We start from the raw sequence: 19,380 nt of genomic DNA, 5'->3' as shown, positions 1-19,380 counted from the left end.
ACACACCCCTAGGCCCGAGTGGTCGACCATGCGCGATCGCGCACGCTGAGCCTCACGGCGAACACGATCGAGCGGTCGAGTCCGGCGTGCTGTTGGGGGTGTGATGCTGCGCCGTCCTGAGAGGACGGTGGAGCAACACACCCCACCGTCACAGGGCCGAGCTGAGGAAGATCGACTCGGGGAGGACGGCGGACACCACGTATTGGCCGGCGTCGACGATCTCGGAGATCTTGAGGTCGACGACGAGGCTGCAGAGCAGGTAGGCGTCCTCGCGGGTGAGGCCGTAGCTCGAACCGAGGTGGTCGATCATCGCTCGGGTCGCGTCCTGGGCGGCGGCGTAGAGGTCGCCGCCGACGCCGGTCGTGCCGTAGAAGGCGCCGTAGTTGACGGCCGGGGTGAGCGGGCCGGGCGCGGTGCGGTACTGCGGGGCCGGGATCGACTTGCCCTTGATCAGCGAGAAGCGCATGACGGCGTACATCGGGGCCTCGAGTCCGGTGACGCAGATCTCGCCGTCGCCCTGGCAGCCGTGGGCGTCACCGGTCGAGAAGAGGGCGCCCTGCACCTGGACCGGGAGGAAGAGGGTCGTGCCGGCGACGAGCTGGCGCGTGTCCATGTTGCCGCCGAACGTGCCGGGCGGCATCACCGGCACCTCGCTCGCGCCCGCCGGGCAGACGCCCATCGTGCCCATGAACGGGGTCAGCGGGACCATGATGTCCTCGCGGAAGGCGGTGACGTCGCCGCGGGAGAGGTCGAAGACGCGCAGGTACGGCTCGGTGAAGTCCTCGGACAACAACCCGAGGCCTGGCAGGATCGCCGTCCAGCCCCAGCCCCTGGTGTGCAGGTCGACGATCTCGATGGCGAGCGTGTCGCCGGGCTCGGCACCCTCGACGTAGACCGGGCCGGCGAGCGGGTAGACGCGGGTCCAGTCCAGGCCGGCGATGACGCTGACGTCGGAGCCGGGGCCGATCTGGTTGTCGCTCACGTCGCGGGTCTCGAAGACCACGGTGTCGCCGTCGGCGACCGTCAGCAGCGGTTCATTGCCGGTGTCCCACGTGAAGTGCACGCGGTCCGTCGGGCAGTAGTGCGTCCGGGGCATCCCCGGACGATATGCCTATACGCCCGGTCGAAGCGTTTCCAGGAATCCTGGACCGCAGGCCACTGTGGAGACATCTCCACGCCCCGCACAATGTTCACCATGCGGGAACCACTCATCACCGCCACGCTGTTCTCGATCTACGTCAGCACGCGCGGCACTGCCAAGGCGCTGGGCGCGATCCAGCGCCTCTACACCAGCCCGACCCTGTGAGCGAGCGCCGCGGCCTCGGTCCGCGAGCGCACATCGAGCTTGGAGAGGATGCGTGAGACGTGGACGCTCGCGGTCTTCTCCGCCATGTAGAGCGACTGGCCGATCTCACGGTTGGTCCGCCCATCGGCGAGTAGCGCCAGCACCTGGCGTTCGCGCGGCGTGAGCCCGAACGGGTCTTCGCCGGCATCCGTGGCGGGTAGCGCGGGTGCCGGCGAAGACTCGTCCGGCTCCAGCCGCAGGCGCGCGCGCAGCGCGAAGCCCTCGATCTCCGACGCCAGCCAGCGGGCGCCGATCCGCTGCGCCGCGCTGAGCGCTTCGACGGCGCTGGCGGCCGCCGCATCGCGGTCCCCGCGGGCGAGCTGCGCCTCGGCCTTGCGGCGCTGCGCCTGCGCGGCACGGTAGGGACGCCCGAGCGCCTCCCACGCGCCGACCGCGGCGGTCCAGAGGTCGGGGTCGTCGTGGCCCTGCGCCCGCGCCTCCTCGGCCCGCGCCGTCGTCAGGAACGCGGACTCGACCGGCCGGTCGCCCTCGGCGCACGCCTCGACGCGGGCGATCAGCCCCGCGGCGGTCCCGACCGCGAACGACGGGTCGTCGCCGAGGTCGCGCGCACGGACGGCGGCGTCGGCCTCGACGCGCACGCCGGTGGCGGCGACGCGGGCCATCCGCTCGACGTCCTGCGAGCAGAAGTCGAGGCGGTCCAGCGCGTCGTCGATCGCGCCGCGGGCGGCGTCGAGGTCGCCGGCGCGGCGCTCGAGCTCCGCGCGCAGCGAACCGAGCGGGCCGATCCACTGCGGCTCGCGCGTGTCAGCGGCGACGTCGCGCGCCTCGTCGAGCAGGCGACGCGCCTCGTCGTGGTCCCCGCGGCCGAGCGCGAGCTCGATCCGCCGCAGCGAGTCGTTGATGAACGTCGTCCCCATCGCGGGTCGCGCGGGTGACGGCAATGCCTCCTCGGCCATGGCCCAGTCGCCGGCGGCGAACGCGAGCTCCGAGCGCAGGAGCATCAGCCAGCGCCGCGGGGCGCCCTTCTCGGAGGCGAGCTTGTCGCCGTCCTCGACGACCTCGCGCGCTTCGGCCAGCCGGCCGGCGCCGAACAGCGCGTCGGCGAGGTTCACGTGCGAGTACAGGTAGTGGATCAGCCCGCGCTCGCGCATCCGGCGCAGCGCCTCGCGCAGCGCGACTTCGCCCTCCTCGTAGCGGGCGAGCCCGAACAGCGAGACGCCCATGCCGTCCATCGCGCGCAGCTCCGCGACCTCGTCGCCGGAGGCGCGCGCCACCGCCATCGCCTCCTGGGCGGCGTCGACGGCCTCCTCGTAGCGCGACTCGAGCATCAGTTCCTTGACGATCGACGCCAGCAGCATCGCGCGGACCTTGCTCGGGCCGTCGGGCAGCAGGGCCAACGCCTTGCGGCGCGTCTCGGCGGCCTCGGTCGACCGGCCCTGGTTGAACTGGTTGCGCGCGACGTGCTCCATCAGCTCCGCGGTGCGCGTCGGGTCCGAGTCGCCGAGCTCTTGCAGAGCGGCGCGCAGGTAGGACTCGGCGCGGCCGGGCTCGTGCTCCTTGCCGGTCGTGATCGCGGCCGCTCGCAGCAGGCTGACGTGGTCGCGGCCGGTGAGCTCTTCGGCGCCCGCGACGCGGTCCCAGATCATCAGCGCGCGCGAGTAGAGCGCGGCGGCCTCGCCGCTGGCGTGCACGCCGTGGGCGGCCTCACCGGCGCGGACCGACGCGACGAGCGCCTTCGGCTGGTCGCCGGACGCGACGTAGTGATGCGCGATCGCCGCCGCGAGATGGGCGCCGCCGTGGCCGGGAAGGCCGTCCGCCCGGTGCTCGAGCGCCCGCGCGAGCGCGAGATGCATGTCCGCCCGCTCGCCCGGCAGCAGGTCGTCGATCACGACCTCGCGCAGGAGCGCGTGGCGGAACATGTAGCGCCCCTCCTCGTCGGTGACGACGAGCTGGGCGGCGACCGCCTCCCGGAGCGCGTCGCGCAGCGCGCGCGAGTCGATGCCAGAGGCGGCGGAGAGGATGTCGTGGTCGAGCCGGCGGCCGGCCGCGAGCACGCGCAGGGTCTCCTGGGCGTCGGCGCTGAGGCGTTCGATCCGCAGCATCAGCGCGTCCCTGAGGGTCGGCGGCAGCGAGCCGCGGCCGTCCGTCCCCGCCGCGAGCAGCTCCTCGGCGAACAGCGGGTTCCCCTCGCTGCGGGCGAACAGGCGCTGCAGCAGGTCGTCGCCGGGCGCCTCGCCGAGGATGTCGGTCAGTTGTTGGGCGAGCTCCTCGCGGGTGAGCGGGCGCAGCTCGACCCGGCGGTGGCGGGCATCGCGTTCGAGCTCGGCGAGCAGCGGGCGGAGCGGGTGGCGGCGGTGCAGCTCGTCCGGCCGGTACGTGGTGACGACGAGGACCCGCTCCTTGCAGAGGCTGCTCGCCAGGTAGACGAGGAACGCGCGGGTCGAGCGGTCGGCCCAGTGCAGGTCCTCGATGGTGATCATCAGGCCGTCCTCGCCCGCGAGCAGCTCCAGCAGCTCGAGCAGGCCGTCGAACAGGCGCGCCTGGGCGGTGGTCTCGTCGTCCTGGCGGGTCTCGCCGAGGCCGGGGAGGATCTGGGCGAGCGCGCAGCGGGCGGCGTCGGAGAGCTCCTTGAAGGCCGCGTGACCCGAGCGGGCCAGCGGGCGCAGCGCGCCGACGATCGGCGCGTACGGCAGCTCGCCCTCGCCCAGCTCGACGCAGTCGCCGCCGATCACGCGGATGCCGTCGGCGCGGGCGGCGCGCTCCAGCTCTGAGAGCAGCCGGGTCTTCCCCACCCCGCTCTCGCCCGCCACGAACGCGAGCGACGGACGGCCGCCGACCGCCTCGGTCAGCGCCCCGCGAAGCTCGACGAGCTCCGCATCGCGTCCGACGAAGGTCGAGCTGGTGACGCGTGAAGCCATACGGGCAGTATCGCGCCGAGCGCCGCCGGAACGCGGGGAGCGGTCTCCGGCGGCGCTGGCGAGGTACGGGGACACGCCAACCATGCTGCCGCCGCGTCGGAGGCCGTACATCGGGCGAATGGAGCCGGTTGAGCGGGCAACGGTGCCTACGCCGACCCGTACGACCCCTTACGGTGCCTGCATGGAAGCGCCTTACGGGACGTGGAGCACGCCGGTCGACGGCCGGTTCGTCGCCGCCGACAGCGGCTGGATGTACTCGCTGGTCAAGGTCTCCGGCGGCGACGTGTACTGGTCGGAGTCGCGCCCGGCCGAGGACGGCCGCGACGCGCTCGTGGTGCGCCGCGGCGAGGCGCGCGGCGCGGGCGGCGCGGGCGGCGCGGCCGGCGCGGCCGGCGCGGGCGGCGCGGCCGGCGCGGGCGGCGCGGCCGGCGCGGGCGGCGCGGGCGGAGCGGGCGGAGCGGGCGGCGCGGGCGGAGCGGGCGGCGCGGGCGGCGCGGGCGGCGCGGCCGCCGCTGGCGCGGCCGCCGCTGGCGCGGCCGGCGTGGGCGCGGCCCTCGCGGCTCCGCGCGACGTGCTCCCCGTGGAGTTCTCCGTCCGCACCCGCGTGCACGAGTACGGCGGCGGCGCGTACACGGTCGATCGGGACATCGTGTACTTCTGCAACGACGCGGACCAGCGGATCTATCGGGCGGCGCCTGGGGAGGCGCCGCGGGCGATCACGCCCGCGCCGGAGGTCCCGTTCGGACTGCGGTACGCGGACCTGCGGGTCGTGGGCGACTGGCTCGTGTGCGTGCGCGAGCGGGCGGCCGAGCCGGAGCATGTCAACGAGCTCGTCTGCGTAGATACGCAAGGCGTCGACGAGATACGCACGATCGCGTATGGGCACGATTTCTACGCGGCGCCGCGTATCTCGCCGGATGGCGCGGAATTGGCGTGGTTGACGTGGGACCACCCACGGATGCCGTGGGAGGGGTCGGAGCTGTGGACCGCGCAGTTTCGTGACGGTTTGCTCATCTCCGACCCACGCAAGGTTGCGGGCGGAGCGGCGGAGGCGATCGTCCAGCCGGAATGGTCGCCGGACGGCGTCCTGCACTTCAGCTCGGACAGGACGGGCTGGTGGAACCTGTACCGCGGCGACTACGAGCCCGTCACGACGCTGCAGGCCGAGATCGGCGGGCCGCTGTGGGTCTTCGACGAGTCCTGGTACACGTTTCTCCAGGACGGGCGGATCGTCGCCACGGTCTTCAGCGATGGCACCGACCGTCTGGCGGTGATCGATGGCGACGAGCTCCGGTACGTCGAGCTCGAGTTCACCCGCATCCTCGACGTGACCAGCGACGGCCGGCGGGTCTTCTTCGCCGCCGCCTCCCCCACCCGCGAGGCGTGCGTCGTGGCGCTCGACCCCGACGACGGCGCGGTGGAGCTGCTGGCCGGCAGCGAGGCGCCCGCGCTCGACCCGGCGTACATCTCGGTCGCGAGACCACTGGACTACGAGACGACCGACGGCAAACGCGCCCACGCGCTGTTCTACGCCCCTCGCAACCCCGACCACACGGCGCCCGCGGGCGAGCGCCCGCCGCTGCTCGTCCGCGTCCACGGCGGACCCACCGCCCACGTCACCTCCCGGCTCGATCGCGAGATCCAGTACTTCACCAGCCGCGGGTTCGCCGTGGTCGACGTCAACTACGGCGGCAGCACCGGCTACGGGCGCGAGTACCGCGACCGCCTGCACGGCCGGTGGGGCATCGTCGACGTCGACGACGCCGTCAACGCCGCCAAGGCGCTCGCCGACGCAGGTGAGGCCGACCGCGCCCGCATGGCGATCACCGGCGGCTCGGCCGGCGGCTGGACGGTGCTCTGCGCGGCCGCGTTCCACCCCGACGTCTTCGCCGCCGGCGCGGACTACTTCGGCGTCTCGGACCTGATGGGCTTCGTCGACGACACCCACAAGTTCGAGTCCCGCTACAACGACTGGCTCGTCGGCCCGTGGCCCGAGGCGGAGGCGCTGTGGCGGGAGCGTTCGCCGGTCAACTTCGCCGACCGGATCCGCGCGCCGATCATCATCCTCCAGGGCCTCGAGGACGCGGTCGTCCCGCCGCAGCAGTCCGACAAGGTGGTCGAGGCCCTGCGCGCGAACCGCGTGCCGTTCGCGTATCTGGCGTTCGAGGGCGAGCAGCACGGCTTCCGCAAGGCCCAGACGCTCGAGCGGGCGATCGACGCCGAGCTGTCGTTCTACGCGCAGGTGCTCGGCTTCGAGCCCGCGGGTGACATCGAGCCGGTCGCGATTGAGGGTCCGGTCTAGGGGCATCGCCCTGAAGTCGGGGTGCCCGCGCCACGGGAAAGTGGTCGCATGCTCCCCGCCATCGAAATCGACAGCCTCCGCGTCCAGCGCGGAGGCAGGACCATCCTGCACGGGATCGACTTCACGATCCCGCCCGGGACGGTCTGCGGCCTGCTCGGACCGAGCGGCTGCGGCAAGACCACCCTGATCCGCTCGATCGTCGGCGTCCAGAAGATCGCCGCCGGCACCGTCACCGTCCTCGGCGAGCCCGCCGGATCCGCGAGGCTGCGCTCACGCGTCGCCTACGTGACCCAGGCGCCGTCGATCTACAGCGACCTCACGGTCGCCGCCAACCTGCGCTACTTCGCGTCGATCCTCGACGTCCCGGCGACCCGCGCGAAGGAGGCGCTCGACGCCGTCGGCCTCGCCGACCGCGCCAACGACGTCGCCGGGAACCTGTCCGGCGGCCAGCGAGGCCGCGTGTCGCTCGCCTGTGCGCTGCTCGCCCAGCCCGATCTCCTGGTGCTCGACGAGCCGACCGTCGGCCTGGACCCCGTCCTGCGCCGCGATCTCTGGGGCCTGTTCCACGACCTCGCGAAGAGCGGCACCACCCTGCTGGTCTCGAGCCACGTGATGGACGAGGCCGAGCAGTGCGACCGCCTGATCCTGATGCGCGACGGCATGCTGATCGCCGACGCCGCCCCGAGCGTGCTGCGCAAGAAGACCGGCGCCCGCGACGTCGAGCAGGCCTTCCTGCACCTGGTGGCGGCATGACCGCCCGCGCCACGACCGCCACAGCCCGCCGTGTCCTGAGCCAGCTCAAGGGCGATCCGCGCACGATCGCGCTCCTGCTGTTCGTCCCGTGCCTGCTGATGACCCTGCTGCACTGGGTGTTCGCCGACCAGCCCGAGACCTTCGACCGTGTCGGCCTGCAGCTGCTCGGCATCTTCCCGTTCATCACGATGTTCCTCGTCACCTCGGTGGCGATGCTCCGCGAGCGCACGAGCGGGACGCTCGAGCGCCTGCTGACCACGCCGATCGGCAAGGGCGACCTGCTCGTCGGCTACGCGCTCGCGTTCGGAGCGGCCGCCCTCGTCCAGGCCTCCCTGGCGAGCGCCCTCACGCTCGGAGTCCTCGGGCTCGACGTGGATGGAAGCGTTGACCTCGTGCTCCTGCTCGCGGTCGCCGACGCCGTGCTCGGCATGGCCCTCGGCCTGCTCGTCTCGGCGTTCGCCAAGACCGAGTTCCAGGCGGTGCAGTTCCTTCCCGCCTTCGTCCTCCCGCAGGTCCTGCTGTGCGGTCTGATCGCTCCTCGCGAGGGCATGTCCGGCGTGCTGGAGGCGATCTCCGACGTCCTGCCCATGACCCACGCCGTCGATGCCATGTCCTCACTCGAGGCCGGCACCGACCTGCTCGTCGTCGCCGCCAGCGCCGCCCTCGCGCTCGCGCTCGGCGCCGCCACGCTGCGCCGCCGCAGCGCCTGAACCTCCCCGACGACACCCTCCCCACGAAAGGCATCCCTGACATGTCCCGCTCCCGCACGTACCGGCTCACCGGCGGCCTCACGTTCGCCGCCCTGCTCACGGCGCTCGCCATCGCCGTCTGGCCCACCTCGAACACCGACAAGGCCCGCAACGACGGCGAGGCGCTCGGAACCGCCGTCGCGTCACTGAGCTCCGCCACGACGCAGGAGGAGATCGACGCCGCGATGGTCGACATCCGCGACGCCGCCGCCGACACCCGCGAGCACGCCGGCGACGCCCTCGCCGACCAGGTCGAGGACCAGGCCGACGCGCTGGATCGCGCCGCCGAGGGCGCCTATGGCGTGGCGACGGCCGGCGACGAGTTCTCCCAGGACGTCTACGAGTCCGAGCTCGAGGACGCCATGACCGACCTCACCAACAACGCTGACGACTTCCGCACCGAGGGCCCCGAGGTCCAGCAGGCGTTCTGGGAGGGCTACCAGTCGACGATCTGAGCCCTACCAGGCGGCGGGCGAGAAGTCCTTCAGGAAGACCCCGTGGAGGTCCTCGCCCGCCTCGCCCTGGATGATCGGGTCATAGACCCGCGCCGCGCCGTCGACCAGGTCCAGCGGCGCGTGGAAGCCCTCTTCGGCGAGCCGCATCTTCTGTGGATGCGGCCGCTCGTCGGTGATCCACCCGGTGTCGACGGCGGTCATCAGGATGCCGTCGGCCTCCAGCAGCTCCTTCGAGCTGGTCTTGGTGAGCATGTTCAGCGCCGCCTTGGACATGTTCGTGTGCGGGTGGCCCGGCCCCTTGTAGGTGCGACCGAACTGCCCCTCCATCGCCGAGACGTTGACGATGTACTTGCGGCGGGCGGGCGCTGCCGCCAACGCCGGCCGCAGGCGGCTGATCAGGATGAACGGCGCCGTCTGGTTGCAGAGCTGGACCTCGAGCAGCTCGACCGGGTCGACCTCGTCGACGAACTGGCTCCAGCTGTTGTGCGGATGCAGGTCGGGAACCAGGCCGCCCGCGTCGATCGCGGTGCCGTTCAAGATCCGTTCAGGCGACGCGGAGCCCGCGGTCTGGGCCAGCTCGGACAGCATCTGCGGCGTCGGCGCCCAGTGCGCGTTGCCGGTCGCCAACACGTTGCCGTGGCCGTTCGCGCGGGCGAGCTGGATGATCTCGGGCCGCGGCCCGGCGGCCAGCGGGAGCCGATCGTTGGCGATCAGGTGCGCGTAGGACTCCGGCGAGCGGCGCACGGTCTGCGCCGCGTTGTTGATCAGGATGTCCAGCGGCCCAGCGGCCGCGACCTCGTCGGCGAGCGCGATCACCTGGCCCGGGTCGCGCAGGTCGATGCCGACGATCCGCAGCCGGTGCAGCCAGTCCGCCGAGTCCTCCATCGCGCTGAAGCGCCGCGCGGCGTCGTTCGGGAAGCGCGTCGTGATCGTCGTGTGGGCGCCGTCGCGCAGCAGCCGCAGCGCGATGTACATGCCGATCTTCGCCCGCCCGCCGGTGAGCAGCGCGCGGCGGCCGGTCAGGTCGGTCCGCGCGTCGCGCCGCTCGTGGTTGCGCGCCGCGCAGCTCGGGCAGAGCTGGTGGTAGAAGGCGTCGACCTCGGTGTAGCGCTGCTTGCAGATGTAACACGCGCGCGGCCGCAGGAGCGTGCCGGCGCTGGCGCCGACCACGCTCGTCTTCAGGTGGATCCCACGCGTCTCGTCATCGATGCGGCCCGGGGCCGCCGTGGCGGTGGCCGCGTCGATCTCCGCGTCGTTGGCCTTCACGAACGCGCGCCGCGCCGTGCGCCGCTGCTGCTTGACGGTCTTGAACAGCTTCCCCGTCGCGCGCCGGACGGCGACGGCGTCCGGGTGGTCCACGGGAAGTTGCTCGGCCTCGGCCAACACGCGCAGGGCATCGGCCAGGCGGTCGGGGTCGATGCCGCTCACGGTCAGAGCAGCGTAGAACGCTGTCAGGCGCTCAGGGCCGCGCGCACCGCGTCTTCATCCTGCTGGCCGGTGCCGCCGCTCGCGCCCATCGCGCCGATCACGACGTCGCCATCGGTGATCGGCAGGCCGCCGATCTGCGGCGTGTAGCGCCCGCCGGTGGCGGCCGAGATCGAGGCGGAGAACGCGTGCAGCTCGCGCATCTTCTCGCCCTGGGCCGCGCTGGGAGCGCGGTAGGCGGCGGCCGTCCAGGCCTTCCCGAGAGCGACCTCCGGCGCGATCCACGGCGCGCCGTCCATGCGGTGCAGCGCGACCAGGTGGCCGCCGTCGTCGACCACCGCGAAGGCCAGCGCCAGGCCCTGGCGGCGGGCCTCCTCCTCGCCGGCGGCGATCAGGGACAGTGCGCGCTCGAGCGTGATCATCGCCGGAGCCTATCCTCAGAGGGATGGGGCTCAGACTCAGCGTCCTGGATCAGTCCCCGATCGCGGAGGGGATGACTGGCGCAGAGGCGCTGCACAACACGATCGACCTCGCGCGGCTCACGGACGCCCTCGGCTACCACCGCTACTGGGTCGCCGAGCACCACGGCGGGCCGATGCTCGCGGGGCCGAGCCCGGAGGCGCTGATCGGCCCGATCGCGTCCGCCACGCGTGAGATCCGCGTCGGCTCAGGCGGCGTGATGCTCCCGCACTACTCGCCCTTCAAGGTCGCCGAGACCTTCAGCGTCCTCGCCGGCCTGTACCCGGGCCGGATCGACCTCGGGATCGGCCGCGCCGCCGGCACCGACCCGATGACCACGCACGCGCTGCAGCGCGACCGATCCAAGGCGATGCCCGACGACTTCCCGCAGCAGCTGGCGGAGTTGCTGGCCTACTTCGAGGGCACGATCCCGATCTCGAACCCGCTCGCGCGGCTGGCGAAGATCCTTCCCGGCAGGCCGGAGACGCCGGAGCCGTGGCTGCTCGGCTCCTCTCCGCAGAGCGCCGTGTGGGCCGGCGAGCTCGGTCTCCCGTACGCCTTCGCGGACTTCATCAACTCCAACGGCGCGGAGATCGCCGACCTGTATCGGCGCGAGTTCCGCGACGGCGTCCGGCTCGACGCGCCGCGCACGACCGTCGCCGTGTGGGCGCTGGCCGCCGATACCGAGGAGGAGGCGAAGCACCTCGCCACGTCCAGCCGGATGGCGTTCACGATGCTCCGCCGCGGCCGGCTGATCGCGGTGCCGCCGCCCGAGACCGCCGCGCGGTTCCTGGCGAGCGAGGACGGCGGCCAGACGATGCGACGCCGCACGATCGTCGGCACCGCCGCGCAGGTGAAGGCCGGGATCGAGGAGGCGGCGGCGGAGTACGGCGCGGAGGAGGTGATCGTGGTCACGATCACCTACGACCACGGCGCCCGCCGCCACTCCTACGAGCTCATCGCCGAGGCGTTCGACCTCGCCGGCTCACCGGCAGCGGACGCCCGCGCAGCGCTCTGAGCGGTTGCCGCCGCCGTCGATCGCGCCGGGTGCGTTGATCCCCAGGGCGCCGTTGCGCAGCGCGACATTGAGGCCGATCCACGTGCCGGCGACCGCGTTGAAGCCGTCGGCCGCCGACCGCGTGACCACGTTGGCCTTGACCACGTTGCGGGCGCCCGAGAGCACGCCGATCCCATAGCCGAAGCAGCCGTCGCAGCCGCCTTTCGCGCCGTCGACGGCGTTGGCGGCGACGGTGTTCGCGTCGCCGGCGACGAGGATGCCGTCCGCGGCGCCGTCGACGTGGTTGAGCGTGACCAGGTTGCGGGCCGCGGTGTCGACGATCAGGCCCAGCTCGCCGCCGCGGATGTCGTTGAGCGCGATCTCGTTGTCATCCGACCCTTCGACGACGACCGCGCCGTTGTAGCCGTTGTCGGCGATCCGGTTGGCGGTCACGTGGCTGCGCGGGGCGCCGATCAGGGCGATCCCGGTGATCGCGTTGCGCGAGAGGTCGCTCAAGCGCACCGTGTTGCCCTTGGAGCCGTTGAGCGTGATCGCGTTGCGGTTGCCGGTGGCGCTCAGCCCCTCGAAGACGTTGTCGTCGGAGCCGTTGGCGGCGTCGATCCCCCGCACCGGGTGGCCGGTCAGCGTGACGCCGGAGACGCGGTTGCCACGCGCCGCGTCCAACCCGATGCCGATCCCGAACTCCTTCACGGTGCCGCCGGTGATCCGCACGCCCTTGCGCCCGGCCAGCCGGATGCCGACGCCGTTGCCCGTTCCGTCGACCGTGTGCCGGCCGAGGTCCAGCGTGATGTTGTCCTTGCCGACGACGAGCCCGTCTCCGGGGCAGTTCGTCAGGTCGGCGCGGAGCGTGGTGGTCTTCGTGATGGCGGCGCCGCAGGCGGGCGTCTGCGCGCCCGCGGTCGCCGGTACGGCCAACAGTGCCGTCGCCGCAGCGACGACATACCTGAAAGCAGTCATTTAAGCCGCGATACCCCCGTCACGGATCTCGATCACGCGATCGCAGTCGATCGCCGCGTGCAGCTTACGGTCGTGGCTGGCGACGACGATCGTTCCCCGGTAGGCCCGCAAAGCGGCCTCGATGACCTCGAGCGTGTCGAAGTCGAGGTGGTTGGTCGGCTCGTCCAGGAGGATCAGGTCCGCGCCGCCGGCGACCATCGCCGCCACGTGCACGCGCGCTCGCTCGCCGGGTGAGAGCCGCCCGAGCGGCCGGGCGACGGCCTCGCTGCCGAGCCGGTAGTGCGCGAGCAGGGTGCGCGCCTCGTCCTCGGGCAGCCGCGTCTGCTCGCGGAACCAGTCCAGCAGCCCGCGCTCGCCGGGGAGCCGGACCGGGGTCTGCGGGAGGAGCCGGACATCGCCGCGGACGTCGATCTCCCCCGCGTCGGGCTGCACGGCGCCGCTGAGCAGATGCAGCAGCGTGCTCTTGCCCGCCCCGTTGGGACCGACGAGCGCGACGCGGTCGCCGCCGTGGAGCTCGAACGAGGCGTCGGCGAAGACGCCCTCGACGGCGACGTCGCGGACGGCGGCGACGAGCCGTCGGCCGGTCTCGCTCTCGGGCAGGCGGACCTTGAACGCCGCGGGGTCGCGCGGCATCCGCGCCCAGTCCTCGGAGGCCATCTCGCGCTGCAGCCGCCCCTCGCGCACCTTCGCCTTCTTCGCGACCTTCGCCGCGAGGCGCTTGTAGTGCGGCGCGCCCGCGCCCATCCCCGCGGCCTTGCGCTCCGCGTACTGGCCTTGGCGGGCGGTCGTGGCGATGTCGGCCTGCAGGCGCCGGCGGCGCTTGTCCTGTGCCTCGACCTGCAGCGCGAGCCGCTCGCGCCGGCGGTCGCGTTCCTGCTTGTACGCCGTGTAGCCGCCTTCGTAGGTCGTCAGCCCGTCGGCGGAGAGCTCGAGCACGCGGTCGACCGTCGCGTCGAGGAACTCGCGGTCGTGCGAGACCGTCAGGAGCGTGCCGGTGAACGACGCCAGCCACTCCGTCAGCCACTCGCGGCCGTCGGCGTCGAGGTGGTTGGTCGGCTCGTCGAGCAGCAGGACCGTGGGCCGGCTCAGCAGCACCGACGCCAGCAAGCAGCGGGCGGCCTCACCGCCCGAGACGCGGTCCAGGCGGGTGGCGCGGTCGAGGTGCTCGATGCCGAGCCGGCGGCGCGCCTCGTCCAGCCGCGCCTCCAGCGCCCAGCCGCCGAGCGCCTCGAAGCGCGCCTGCGCCTCGCCGTAGGCGTCGAGGTCGATCAGGTCGCGTTCGAGCTCGTCGAGCCGCAGCCTCACCTCCCACACCTCGCCCAAGGCTCGTCGGAGCAGGTCGTCGATCGTCGCTCCCGGATCGAGCACGTCCTGCGGCAGGTAGCCGACCCGGTCGCCCGCGCCGAGCGCCACCGCGCCGCGATCAGGAAGCTCGACGCCCGCGAGCAGCTTGATCAGCGTCGTCTTGCCGACGCCGTTGACGCCGACCAGCGCGGCGCGCGCGCCGTCGTCGAGGGTGAGCGAGACGCCGTCGAACAGCGGCGCGCCGTCGTGGGACTTCGTGAGATCGGTGCCCTTGAGCATTGTGGTCCTCTCTGTGATGTGAGGACCGGGCGTGCGGGCGCGCAGAAGCGGGTCGCTTTCAGAGCAACGCCACGCCACCGCACGCCCGGCCGTAGTGCCGGATTGGAAGAATCAGTGCGGTGGCTGCTTACTTCACGCAGGTCGAAGGGTAGGGCGAACGCTCGATGTGTCCAGTGGAGCTAACCGAACACCCTCTCGGGCTCACGTGGGTCGATCAGGACCCGCTGTTGCGCGCGTCGCACGCGCTGGTGCACGAGGGCCGCGTGTGGTTCGTGGACCCGGTCGACGCGCCGGAGGCGATGGAGCGCGCCGCGGCGCTCGGCGAGCCCGCGGGCGTGCTGAAGCTCTTCGTCGGCCATCCGCGCGACGGCCAGGCGATCGCGGATCGCCTCGGCGTCCCGTTCCTGGCGCTGCCCGACGTGCTGCCGGACACGCCCTTCAGCGTGCTCGACCTGAACCTCGGCCCGTGGAAGGAGCGCGCGCTGTGGTGGCCCGAGCTGAGGGGGCTCATCGTCGCGGAGTCGGTCGGGACCGCGACCCACTACGCGGTCGGCAACGGCCCCGCGGGTATCCATTTCCTGCGCCGGCTGGTCCCGCCGACGCGCCTGAAACCGTTCCTTCCGGAGCACCTGCTGGTCGGCCACGGTCCGCCCGTGCACGGCGGTGACGCGGCCGCCGCGCTGTTGGACGCCATCAACCGATCGCGGCGCGAGCTTCCCCAGTTCGTGTTGAAGGCGCCAGGCCTCATGCGAGGCATGAAGTCGCGGAGCTAGGTAGGTTCCGACGCATGTTCACCCTCGACCACGATCCCGTCGACGGCAGCCACCTGATCGTCGCGGGCGGCGAGCTCGACCTCGCCGCCACCTCTGAGATGAGCGCGATCTTCGCCATGTCTGCCGCCGGACCGCAGGACGCAGTGGTCCTGGACCTTGTCGGCGTGGACTTCATCGACTCCAGCGCCCTCGGCACGATCCTCCGCGCCGCCCAGCAGCTCGAGGCTTCAGGCAAACGGCTGCACGTCGTAGCGCCGGAGGGACCCGTGCGGCGCCTGCTGGAGATCACCGGCACCGCGTCGCGCTTCTCCCTGCATCTGACCCGCGACGACGCGTTCGCGAGAATTTGAGGCAGAACATCCCCTCCGCCCCACCCCGATCATCCGACCTCAAGGCACGCTGATCCGGAGCGCGTCGAGGTCCGGGAGGATCTCGTCGGCCAGGTCGAGGGCGTCCTGCGCGGGTGGGAAGTGCGGGTTCGGGATGGCGATCACGCGCAGGCCGGCGGCGTGGGCGGACTTGATGCCGTTCTCGGAGTCCTCGATCGCGGTGCCTTCGGTGATGCCGAGGCGGCGCATCGCCTCCAGGTAGACGTCCGGAGCGGGCTTGCCGCGGGCGACTTCCTCGGAGGAGACGGTCGCGGCGAAGAGGTGGGTGACGTCCATTGTCTGAAGGACGACATCGATGACCGGGCGGTTCGAGGAGGACGCGAGCCCGAGCGTGTGGGTCTCGGCCAGGCGCTCGATGGCTTCGCGAGCGCCCGGGAGGAGCGGGAGGTGCTCGCGGTAGCTGATGAGCATCGCCTCGACGACTGCCTCGTTGACCTGCTCGGGGGTCAACTGGGCGCCGAGTTGCTCGACGACGTAGACCGGCCACTCCTTGGAGCTCATGCCGAGCATGTCGCGGGTCGCGGAGTCCTTCCACGCGCCGCCGTTGGCCGCGACGACGTCCTTGCGGGCCTGGTCCCACGCCTGCTCGGAGTCCACCAGGACCCCGTCGAGATCAAAGATGACTGCGTTCACGCAGCACGTACTAGCGGAGTCTGACGCCGCGCACTGTCCACCAGCGCGTCCAGCACCACGCGGATCGCGGGCGAGGACTCGGCGCCGGAGCGGCACGCGGCGAACACGTGGCGCTTCGGCGGGACACCGGTGAGCGGGATGATCACGACGCCCCGCGGGGGCGCCGTGTGTGCCAGACGCGGGACGAGCGAGATGCCCAGACCGCCCGCGACGAGCCCCATCGTCGCCTGCCAGTCACCGGCCCGGTGGGCGATCTTCGGCGTGTAGCCCGCGGTGCGACAGCCGGCCATGAAGACCTCGTCGCAGGACCAGCCGATCGGCGGCGCGACCCAGGACTCGGGCTCGAGCTGCGCCAGGTCGATCCGCGCGTGCCCCGCCAGCGGGTGATCGACCGGCAGGACCGCGTCGAGGATGTCGCCGAGCAGCTCCTGACGGTGGAAGCGGGTGTCGTCGCGGCGCGGAGCCGCGGAGCACTCCATACCGAGGATCAGGTCGACGTCGCGGGCGACGAGCAGCGCCACCGCGTCCGGGGTCTCGGCCTCCTGCACGCGCAGCTCGACGGCGGGAGCCCGGGCGCGCAGCGGTCGCGCGGCCGGCGCCAAGAGGCCCGCCAACGCCGTCGGGAACCCGCCGATCCGCACCTCCCCGCGCGGCGCCGAGTCCTGCGCCGCCAGATCGCCCTCGAGCATCTCGAGCTGCGCGAACAACGCGTCGGCGTGGCCGAGCAGGACGTGCGCGGCGGGTGTGAGCCGCACGCTGCGCCCGCTCGGCTCGAGCAGCGCGTGACCGACCTCGCGCTCCAGCGCCGACAGCTGCTGAGAGACGGCGGACGGCGTCAGGTGCAGCGCGTCGGCCGCCGCGGCGAGCGTGCCGTGATCGGCCACCGCCCGCAGAGCTCGCAATCGCCGGAGGTCAACCATAAGCGAATCTTACGAGTTACCTCCACAAAGTCCAATCGCTCTGGTCGGTCGTGGCCGTCACCGTAGTCGGCATGCCCCGCCGCCATGTCCTCCTCGCCCTCGCCGTCGCGGTCGTGTGGGGCGTCAACTTCGTCGTCATCCACGTCGGCCTCGACTCCTTCCCGCCGCTGCTGTTCGCCGCGCTGCGCTTCTGCCTGGTCGCGCTCGCCCTCCCGTTCGTCCCCCGCCCCGGCGTGCCGGTCCGCTACGTGATCGCCGTCGGCGTCTTCCTCTCCGCCGGCCAGTTCGGCCTGCTCTTCCTCGGCATCGACAAGGGCATGCCCGCCGGGCTGGCGAGCCTCGTCCTGCAGCTCCAGGCCGCGTTCACCGTCGGCCTCGCCGTCCTGCTGCTCCACGAACGCCCGAAGCCCGCGCAGCTCGCCGGCGGCGCGCTCGCGCTGACCGGGATCGGCATCATCGCCGCCGGGCGCGCGTCGTCCGTCCCGCTCGGCGCGCTCGCGCTGACGATCGGCGCCGCGCTCTCGTGGGGCTTCGGCAACGTCGCCACCCGCAAGGCGCAGTCGCCGAACCCGCTCGGCCTGCTCGTGTGGTCGAGCCTCGTCCCGCCGCTCCCGCTGCTCACGCTGAGCCTGCTGACCGAACGGGGCGAGCCGGTCTCCATCGACGCGGCCGGGGTCGCGGCGCTGCTCTACGTCGTCGTGCTCTCGACCCTGCTCGGCTTCGGCGCCTGGGCCTGGCTGCTGAGCAAGCACCCGGCCAGCACCGTCGCCCCGTTCACGCTGCTCGTGCCGGTCGTGGGCATCGCGGCCGCCTGGATCGCGCTCAACGAGGTGCCGTCCGCCGCGGAGCTGATCGGCGCCGCCGTCGTCCTCTCCGGCCTCGCGCTCACGGTCGGGTTGACAGCACCCAGGCGATCGCGGGAGGCTCGTGAATCATGCGCCTCTCACGTCGCGTCGCCCTCGCCGCAGCCGTCATCGCCCTAGGAGCCGCGCCCGCCGCGGCGGAAGCGGGGACGTATCGCGTTGAGAATGTCCGCACGCAGGGCCAGCGCTCGGCGGTGGCCCGCACCGGAGCAGCGATCGTGCAGGTCGACAGGGCTTCGGTCACGGTCACCGCGAGCGCGTCGGACGCGCGCGCCCTCAGACGTGCAGGCTTCACCGTCCGCGCCCTCGCCCGCACGGCCGACTTCCCCGGCGCGGACGCCAACTACCACAACTACGCCGAGATGACCGCGGAGATCAACGCCGTGGTCGCCGCACATCCGGACATCGTCAGCGTGCGCAACATCGGCACCTCTTACGAGGGCCGCAACCTCGTCGCGATCAAGGTCTCCGACAACGTCGGCACCGACGAGGCCGAACCCGAGGTGCTCTTCACCGCCAGCCAGCACGCCCGCGAGCACCTGACGGTCGAGATGGCGCTCTACCTGCTGCACACGCTCGCCGAGGACCCGGACACCCGCGTGCGCGGACTCGTGAACACGCGCGAGATCTGGATCGTCCCCAACATGAACCCGGACGGGTCCGAGTACGACATCGCCAGCGGCAGCTACCGGTCGTGGCGCAAGAACCGCCAGCCGAACTCCGGCTCGACCGCCGTCGGTACCGACCTGAACCGCAACTGGGGCTTCAACTGGGGCTGCTGCGGCGGCTCGAGCGGGACGTTCTCGTCGGAGACCTACCGCGGCGCGTCCGCCTTCTCCGCGCCCGAGACCCAGCGCGTGCGCGACTTCGTCAACTCCCGCGTGGTCGGCGGCGTCCAGCAGATCAAGACCAACATCGACTTCCACACCTACTCGGAGCTGGTCCTGTGGCCGTACGGCTACACGACCGCCAACACCGCCCCCGGGCTGTCCGCCGACGACCAGGCGACGTTCGCCACGCTCGGCCAGAACATGGCCTCGACCAACGGCTACACGCCCGAGCAGGCGTCCGACCTCTACATCACCGACGGCTCGATCGACGACTGGCTCTGGGGCGTGCACCGCATCTGGAGCTACACGTTCGAGATGTACCCGACCGGCTCCAACCCGGGCTTCTATCCGCCCGACGAGGTGATCGGGCGCGAGACGAGCCGCAACCGCGAGGCGGTCCTGCGCTTCCTCGAGTACTCCGACTGCCCGCAGCGGATCATCGGCAAGGAGGCGCAGTACTGCGGCGGCCCGGCGCCGGTGACGATCTACTCCGACGACTTCGAGACCACGAAGGCGTACACGTTCACCGGCACCGCCACGACCGGCCGCTTCGAGATCGCCGACCCCGCGGCCACGACCTCGAGCGGCGCCAAGCAGCTCGGCACCACCACCAGCGGTACCCGTGACCTCGTCAGCGGCGCCTCCGCGGGGGCCGCCGCGGGCGACAACGACATCGACGGCGGGACCACGTCCGCCGAGTCCGGCCCGATCGCGCTCACCGGCGGGACGAACTACGCGCTGAGCTTCAACTGGTACCTCGCGCACGGCTCGAACGCGACCAGCGCCGACTACCTCCGCGTGTTCGTCAACGGCACGCAGGTCTTCCAGCAGCTCGGCTCGGCGGTCAACCGCAATGGCGCGTGGGCGCTCGCGACCGTCAACCTCAACGCGTTCGCCGGTCAGACAGTCCGGATTCGGGTGGAAGCGGCGGACGCCGGGACCGCTAGCCTCGTCGAAGCCGCTGTCGACGACCTCAAAGTGACCCGCACCTGAACCGTTTCCTCATCGTCGCCGCGGCGTTCGCCGCTCTCCTCGTGGGAGCGGCG

17 protein-coding genes are annotated in these 19,380 nt (G+C 72.3%); 9 read left to right on the top strand and 8 right to left on the bottom strand.

Annotated features, from left to right (window positions below):
- Positions 1 to 148: 148 nt before the first annotated feature.
- Together G569_RS0117515 and G569_RS0117505 are read right to left on the bottom strand one after the other, a co-directional pair.
- Positions 149 to 1,096: an acetamidase/formamidase family protein gene (locus tag G569_RS0117515; protein ID WP_028064365.1), complete on the bottom strand. Its 948-nt coding sequence runs from the start codon at positions 1,094 to 1,096 to the stop codon at positions 149 to 151.
- Positions 1,097 to 1,284: 188 nt separating this feature from the next.
- A complete protein-coding gene (locus G569_RS0117505) occupies positions 1,285 to 4,224 on the bottom strand; it encodes a helix-turn-helix transcriptional regulator (RefSeq protein ID WP_028064364.1) in 2,940 nt (979 codons plus the stop codon).
- Between the two features lie 181 nt (positions 4,225 to 4,405).
- On the opposite strand from G569_RS0117505, the gene G569_RS0117500 reads away from it, so the two are divergent.
- Genes G569_RS0117500 through G569_RS0117485 form a run of 4 tightly spaced genes read left to right on the top strand, consistent with a single transcriptional unit; the run spans position 4,406 to position 8,483 of the window.
- Positions 4,406 to 6,526: a S9 family peptidase gene (locus G569_RS0117500; protein WP_028064363.1), complete on the top strand. Its 2,121-nt coding sequence runs from the start codon at positions 4,406 to 4,408 to the stop codon at positions 6,524 to 6,526.
- Between the two features lie 48 nt (positions 6,527 to 6,574).
- Positions 6,575 to 7,279, top strand: coding sequence for an ABC transporter ATP-binding protein (locus G569_RS0117495; protein ID WP_028064362.1), 705 nt, complete (start codon positions 6,575 to 6,577; stop codon positions 7,277 to 7,279).
- Positions 7,276 to 7,989 (top strand): ABC transporter permease, encoded by a 714-nt coding sequence (locus G569_RS0117490; protein WP_028064361.1) that lies wholly within the window; start codon positions 7,276 to 7,278, stop codon positions 7,987 to 7,989. Before G569_RS0117495 ends, G569_RS0117490 begins: the two co-directional genes overlap by 4 nt.
- 41 nt (positions 7,990 to 8,030) lie before the next feature.
- Positions 8,031 to 8,483 (top strand): hypothetical protein, encoded by a 453-nt coding sequence (locus G569_RS0117485; RefSeq protein WP_028064360.1) that lies wholly within the window; start codon positions 8,031 to 8,033, stop codon positions 8,481 to 8,483.
- A 3-nt stretch (positions 8,484 to 8,486) separates the two neighbouring features.
- Here the strand turns inward: G569_RS0117485 and G569_RS0117480 are convergent, their stop codons facing one another.
- Positions 8,487 to 9,911 carry an SDR family oxidoreductase gene (locus G569_RS0117480; RefSeq protein WP_028064359.1) on the bottom strand — a complete coding sequence of 475 codons (1,425 nt, stop codon included), beginning with the start codon at positions 9,909 to 9,911 and terminating at the stop codon, positions 8,487 to 8,489.
- A 23-nt stretch (positions 9,912 to 9,934) separates the two neighbouring features.
- A complete protein-coding gene (locus G569_RS0117475) occupies positions 9,935 to 10,330 on the bottom strand; it encodes a GlcG/HbpS family heme-binding protein (RefSeq protein WP_028064358.1) in 396 nt (131 codons plus the stop codon).
- A gap of 23 nt (positions 10,331 to 10,353) precedes the next feature.
- Between G569_RS0117475 and G569_RS0117470 the strand changes: the two genes are divergently transcribed.
- The gene (locus tag G569_RS0117470; RefSeq protein WP_037497282.1) at positions 10,354 to 11,385 is read left to right on the top strand and encodes an LLM class flavin-dependent oxidoreductase; all 1,032 of its coding nucleotides are present in this window, start codon (positions 10,354 to 10,356) and stop codon (positions 11,383 to 11,385) included.
- Here G569_RS0117470 and G569_RS0117465 read toward each other — a convergent pair.
- Entirely contained in the window at positions 11,353 to 12,342 is a 990-nt protein-coding gene (locus tag G569_RS0117465) for a NosD domain-containing protein (protein ID WP_028064356.1), read from the bottom strand. The genes G569_RS0117470 and G569_RS0117465 overlap by 33 nt on opposite strands.
- Positions 12,343 to 13,926 carry an ABC-F family ATP-binding cassette domain-containing protein gene (locus G569_RS49340; RefSeq protein WP_053226522.1) on the bottom strand — a complete coding sequence of 528 codons (1,584 nt, stop codon included), beginning with the start codon at positions 13,924 to 13,926 and terminating at the stop codon, positions 12,343 to 12,345.
- A gap of 173 nt (positions 13,927 to 14,099) precedes the next feature.
- On the opposite strand from G569_RS49340, the gene G569_RS0117455 reads away from it, so the two are divergent.
- On the top strand, positions 14,100 to 14,699 hold the full coding sequence (locus G569_RS0117455) for a hypothetical protein (protein ID WP_028064355.1): 600 nt from the start codon (positions 14,100 to 14,102) through the stop codon (positions 14,697 to 14,699).
- Between the two features lie 14 nt (positions 14,700 to 14,713).
- Complete coding sequence (locus G569_RS0117450) at positions 14,714 to 15,049, top strand: STAS domain-containing protein (protein WP_028064354.1); 336 nt, start codon at positions 14,714 to 14,716, stop codon at positions 15,047 to 15,049.
- Between the two features lie 39 nt (positions 15,050 to 15,088).
- Here the strand turns inward: G569_RS0117450 and G569_RS0117445 are convergent, their stop codons facing one another.
- Both G569_RS0117445 and G569_RS0117440 read right to left on the bottom strand, forming a co-directional pair.
- Entirely contained in the window at positions 15,089 to 15,721 is a 633-nt protein-coding gene (locus G569_RS0117445; protein WP_037497276.1) for an HAD family hydrolase, read from the bottom strand.
- Positions 15,718 to 16,641 carry a LysR family transcriptional regulator gene (locus tag G569_RS0117440; RefSeq protein ID WP_028064352.1) on the bottom strand — a complete coding sequence of 308 codons (924 nt, stop codon included), beginning with the start codon at positions 16,639 to 16,641 and terminating at the stop codon, positions 15,718 to 15,720. The genes G569_RS0117445 and G569_RS0117440 overlap by 4 nt, the downstream gene beginning before the upstream one ends.
- Positions 16,642 to 16,712: 71 nt before the next feature.
- Between G569_RS0117440 and G569_RS0117435 the strand changes: the two genes are divergently transcribed.
- Both G569_RS0117435 and G569_RS0117430 read left to right on the top strand, forming a co-directional pair.
- On the top strand, positions 16,713 to 17,624 hold the full coding sequence (locus tag G569_RS0117435) for an EamA family transporter (protein ID WP_028064351.1): 912 nt from the start codon (positions 16,713 to 16,715) through the stop codon (positions 17,622 to 17,624).
- On the top strand, positions 17,576 to 19,327 hold the full coding sequence (locus G569_RS0117430) for a M14 family zinc carboxypeptidase (RefSeq protein ID WP_037497273.1): 1,752 nt from the start codon (positions 17,576 to 17,578) through the stop codon (positions 19,325 to 19,327). Before G569_RS0117435 ends, G569_RS0117430 begins: the two co-directional genes overlap by 49 nt.
- Positions 19,328 to 19,380: the final 53 nt, after the last annotated feature.

The organism is Solirubrobacter soli DSM 22325, from assembly GCF_000423665.1.
In the GTDB taxonomy this organism is placed as follows: Bacteria; Actinomycetota; Thermoleophilia; order Solirubrobacterales; family Solirubrobacteraceae; genus Solirubrobacter; species Solirubrobacter soli.
Note: the sequence above shows the minus strand (reverse complement) of the source record. Positions and strands in the feature narration are given on the sequence as shown.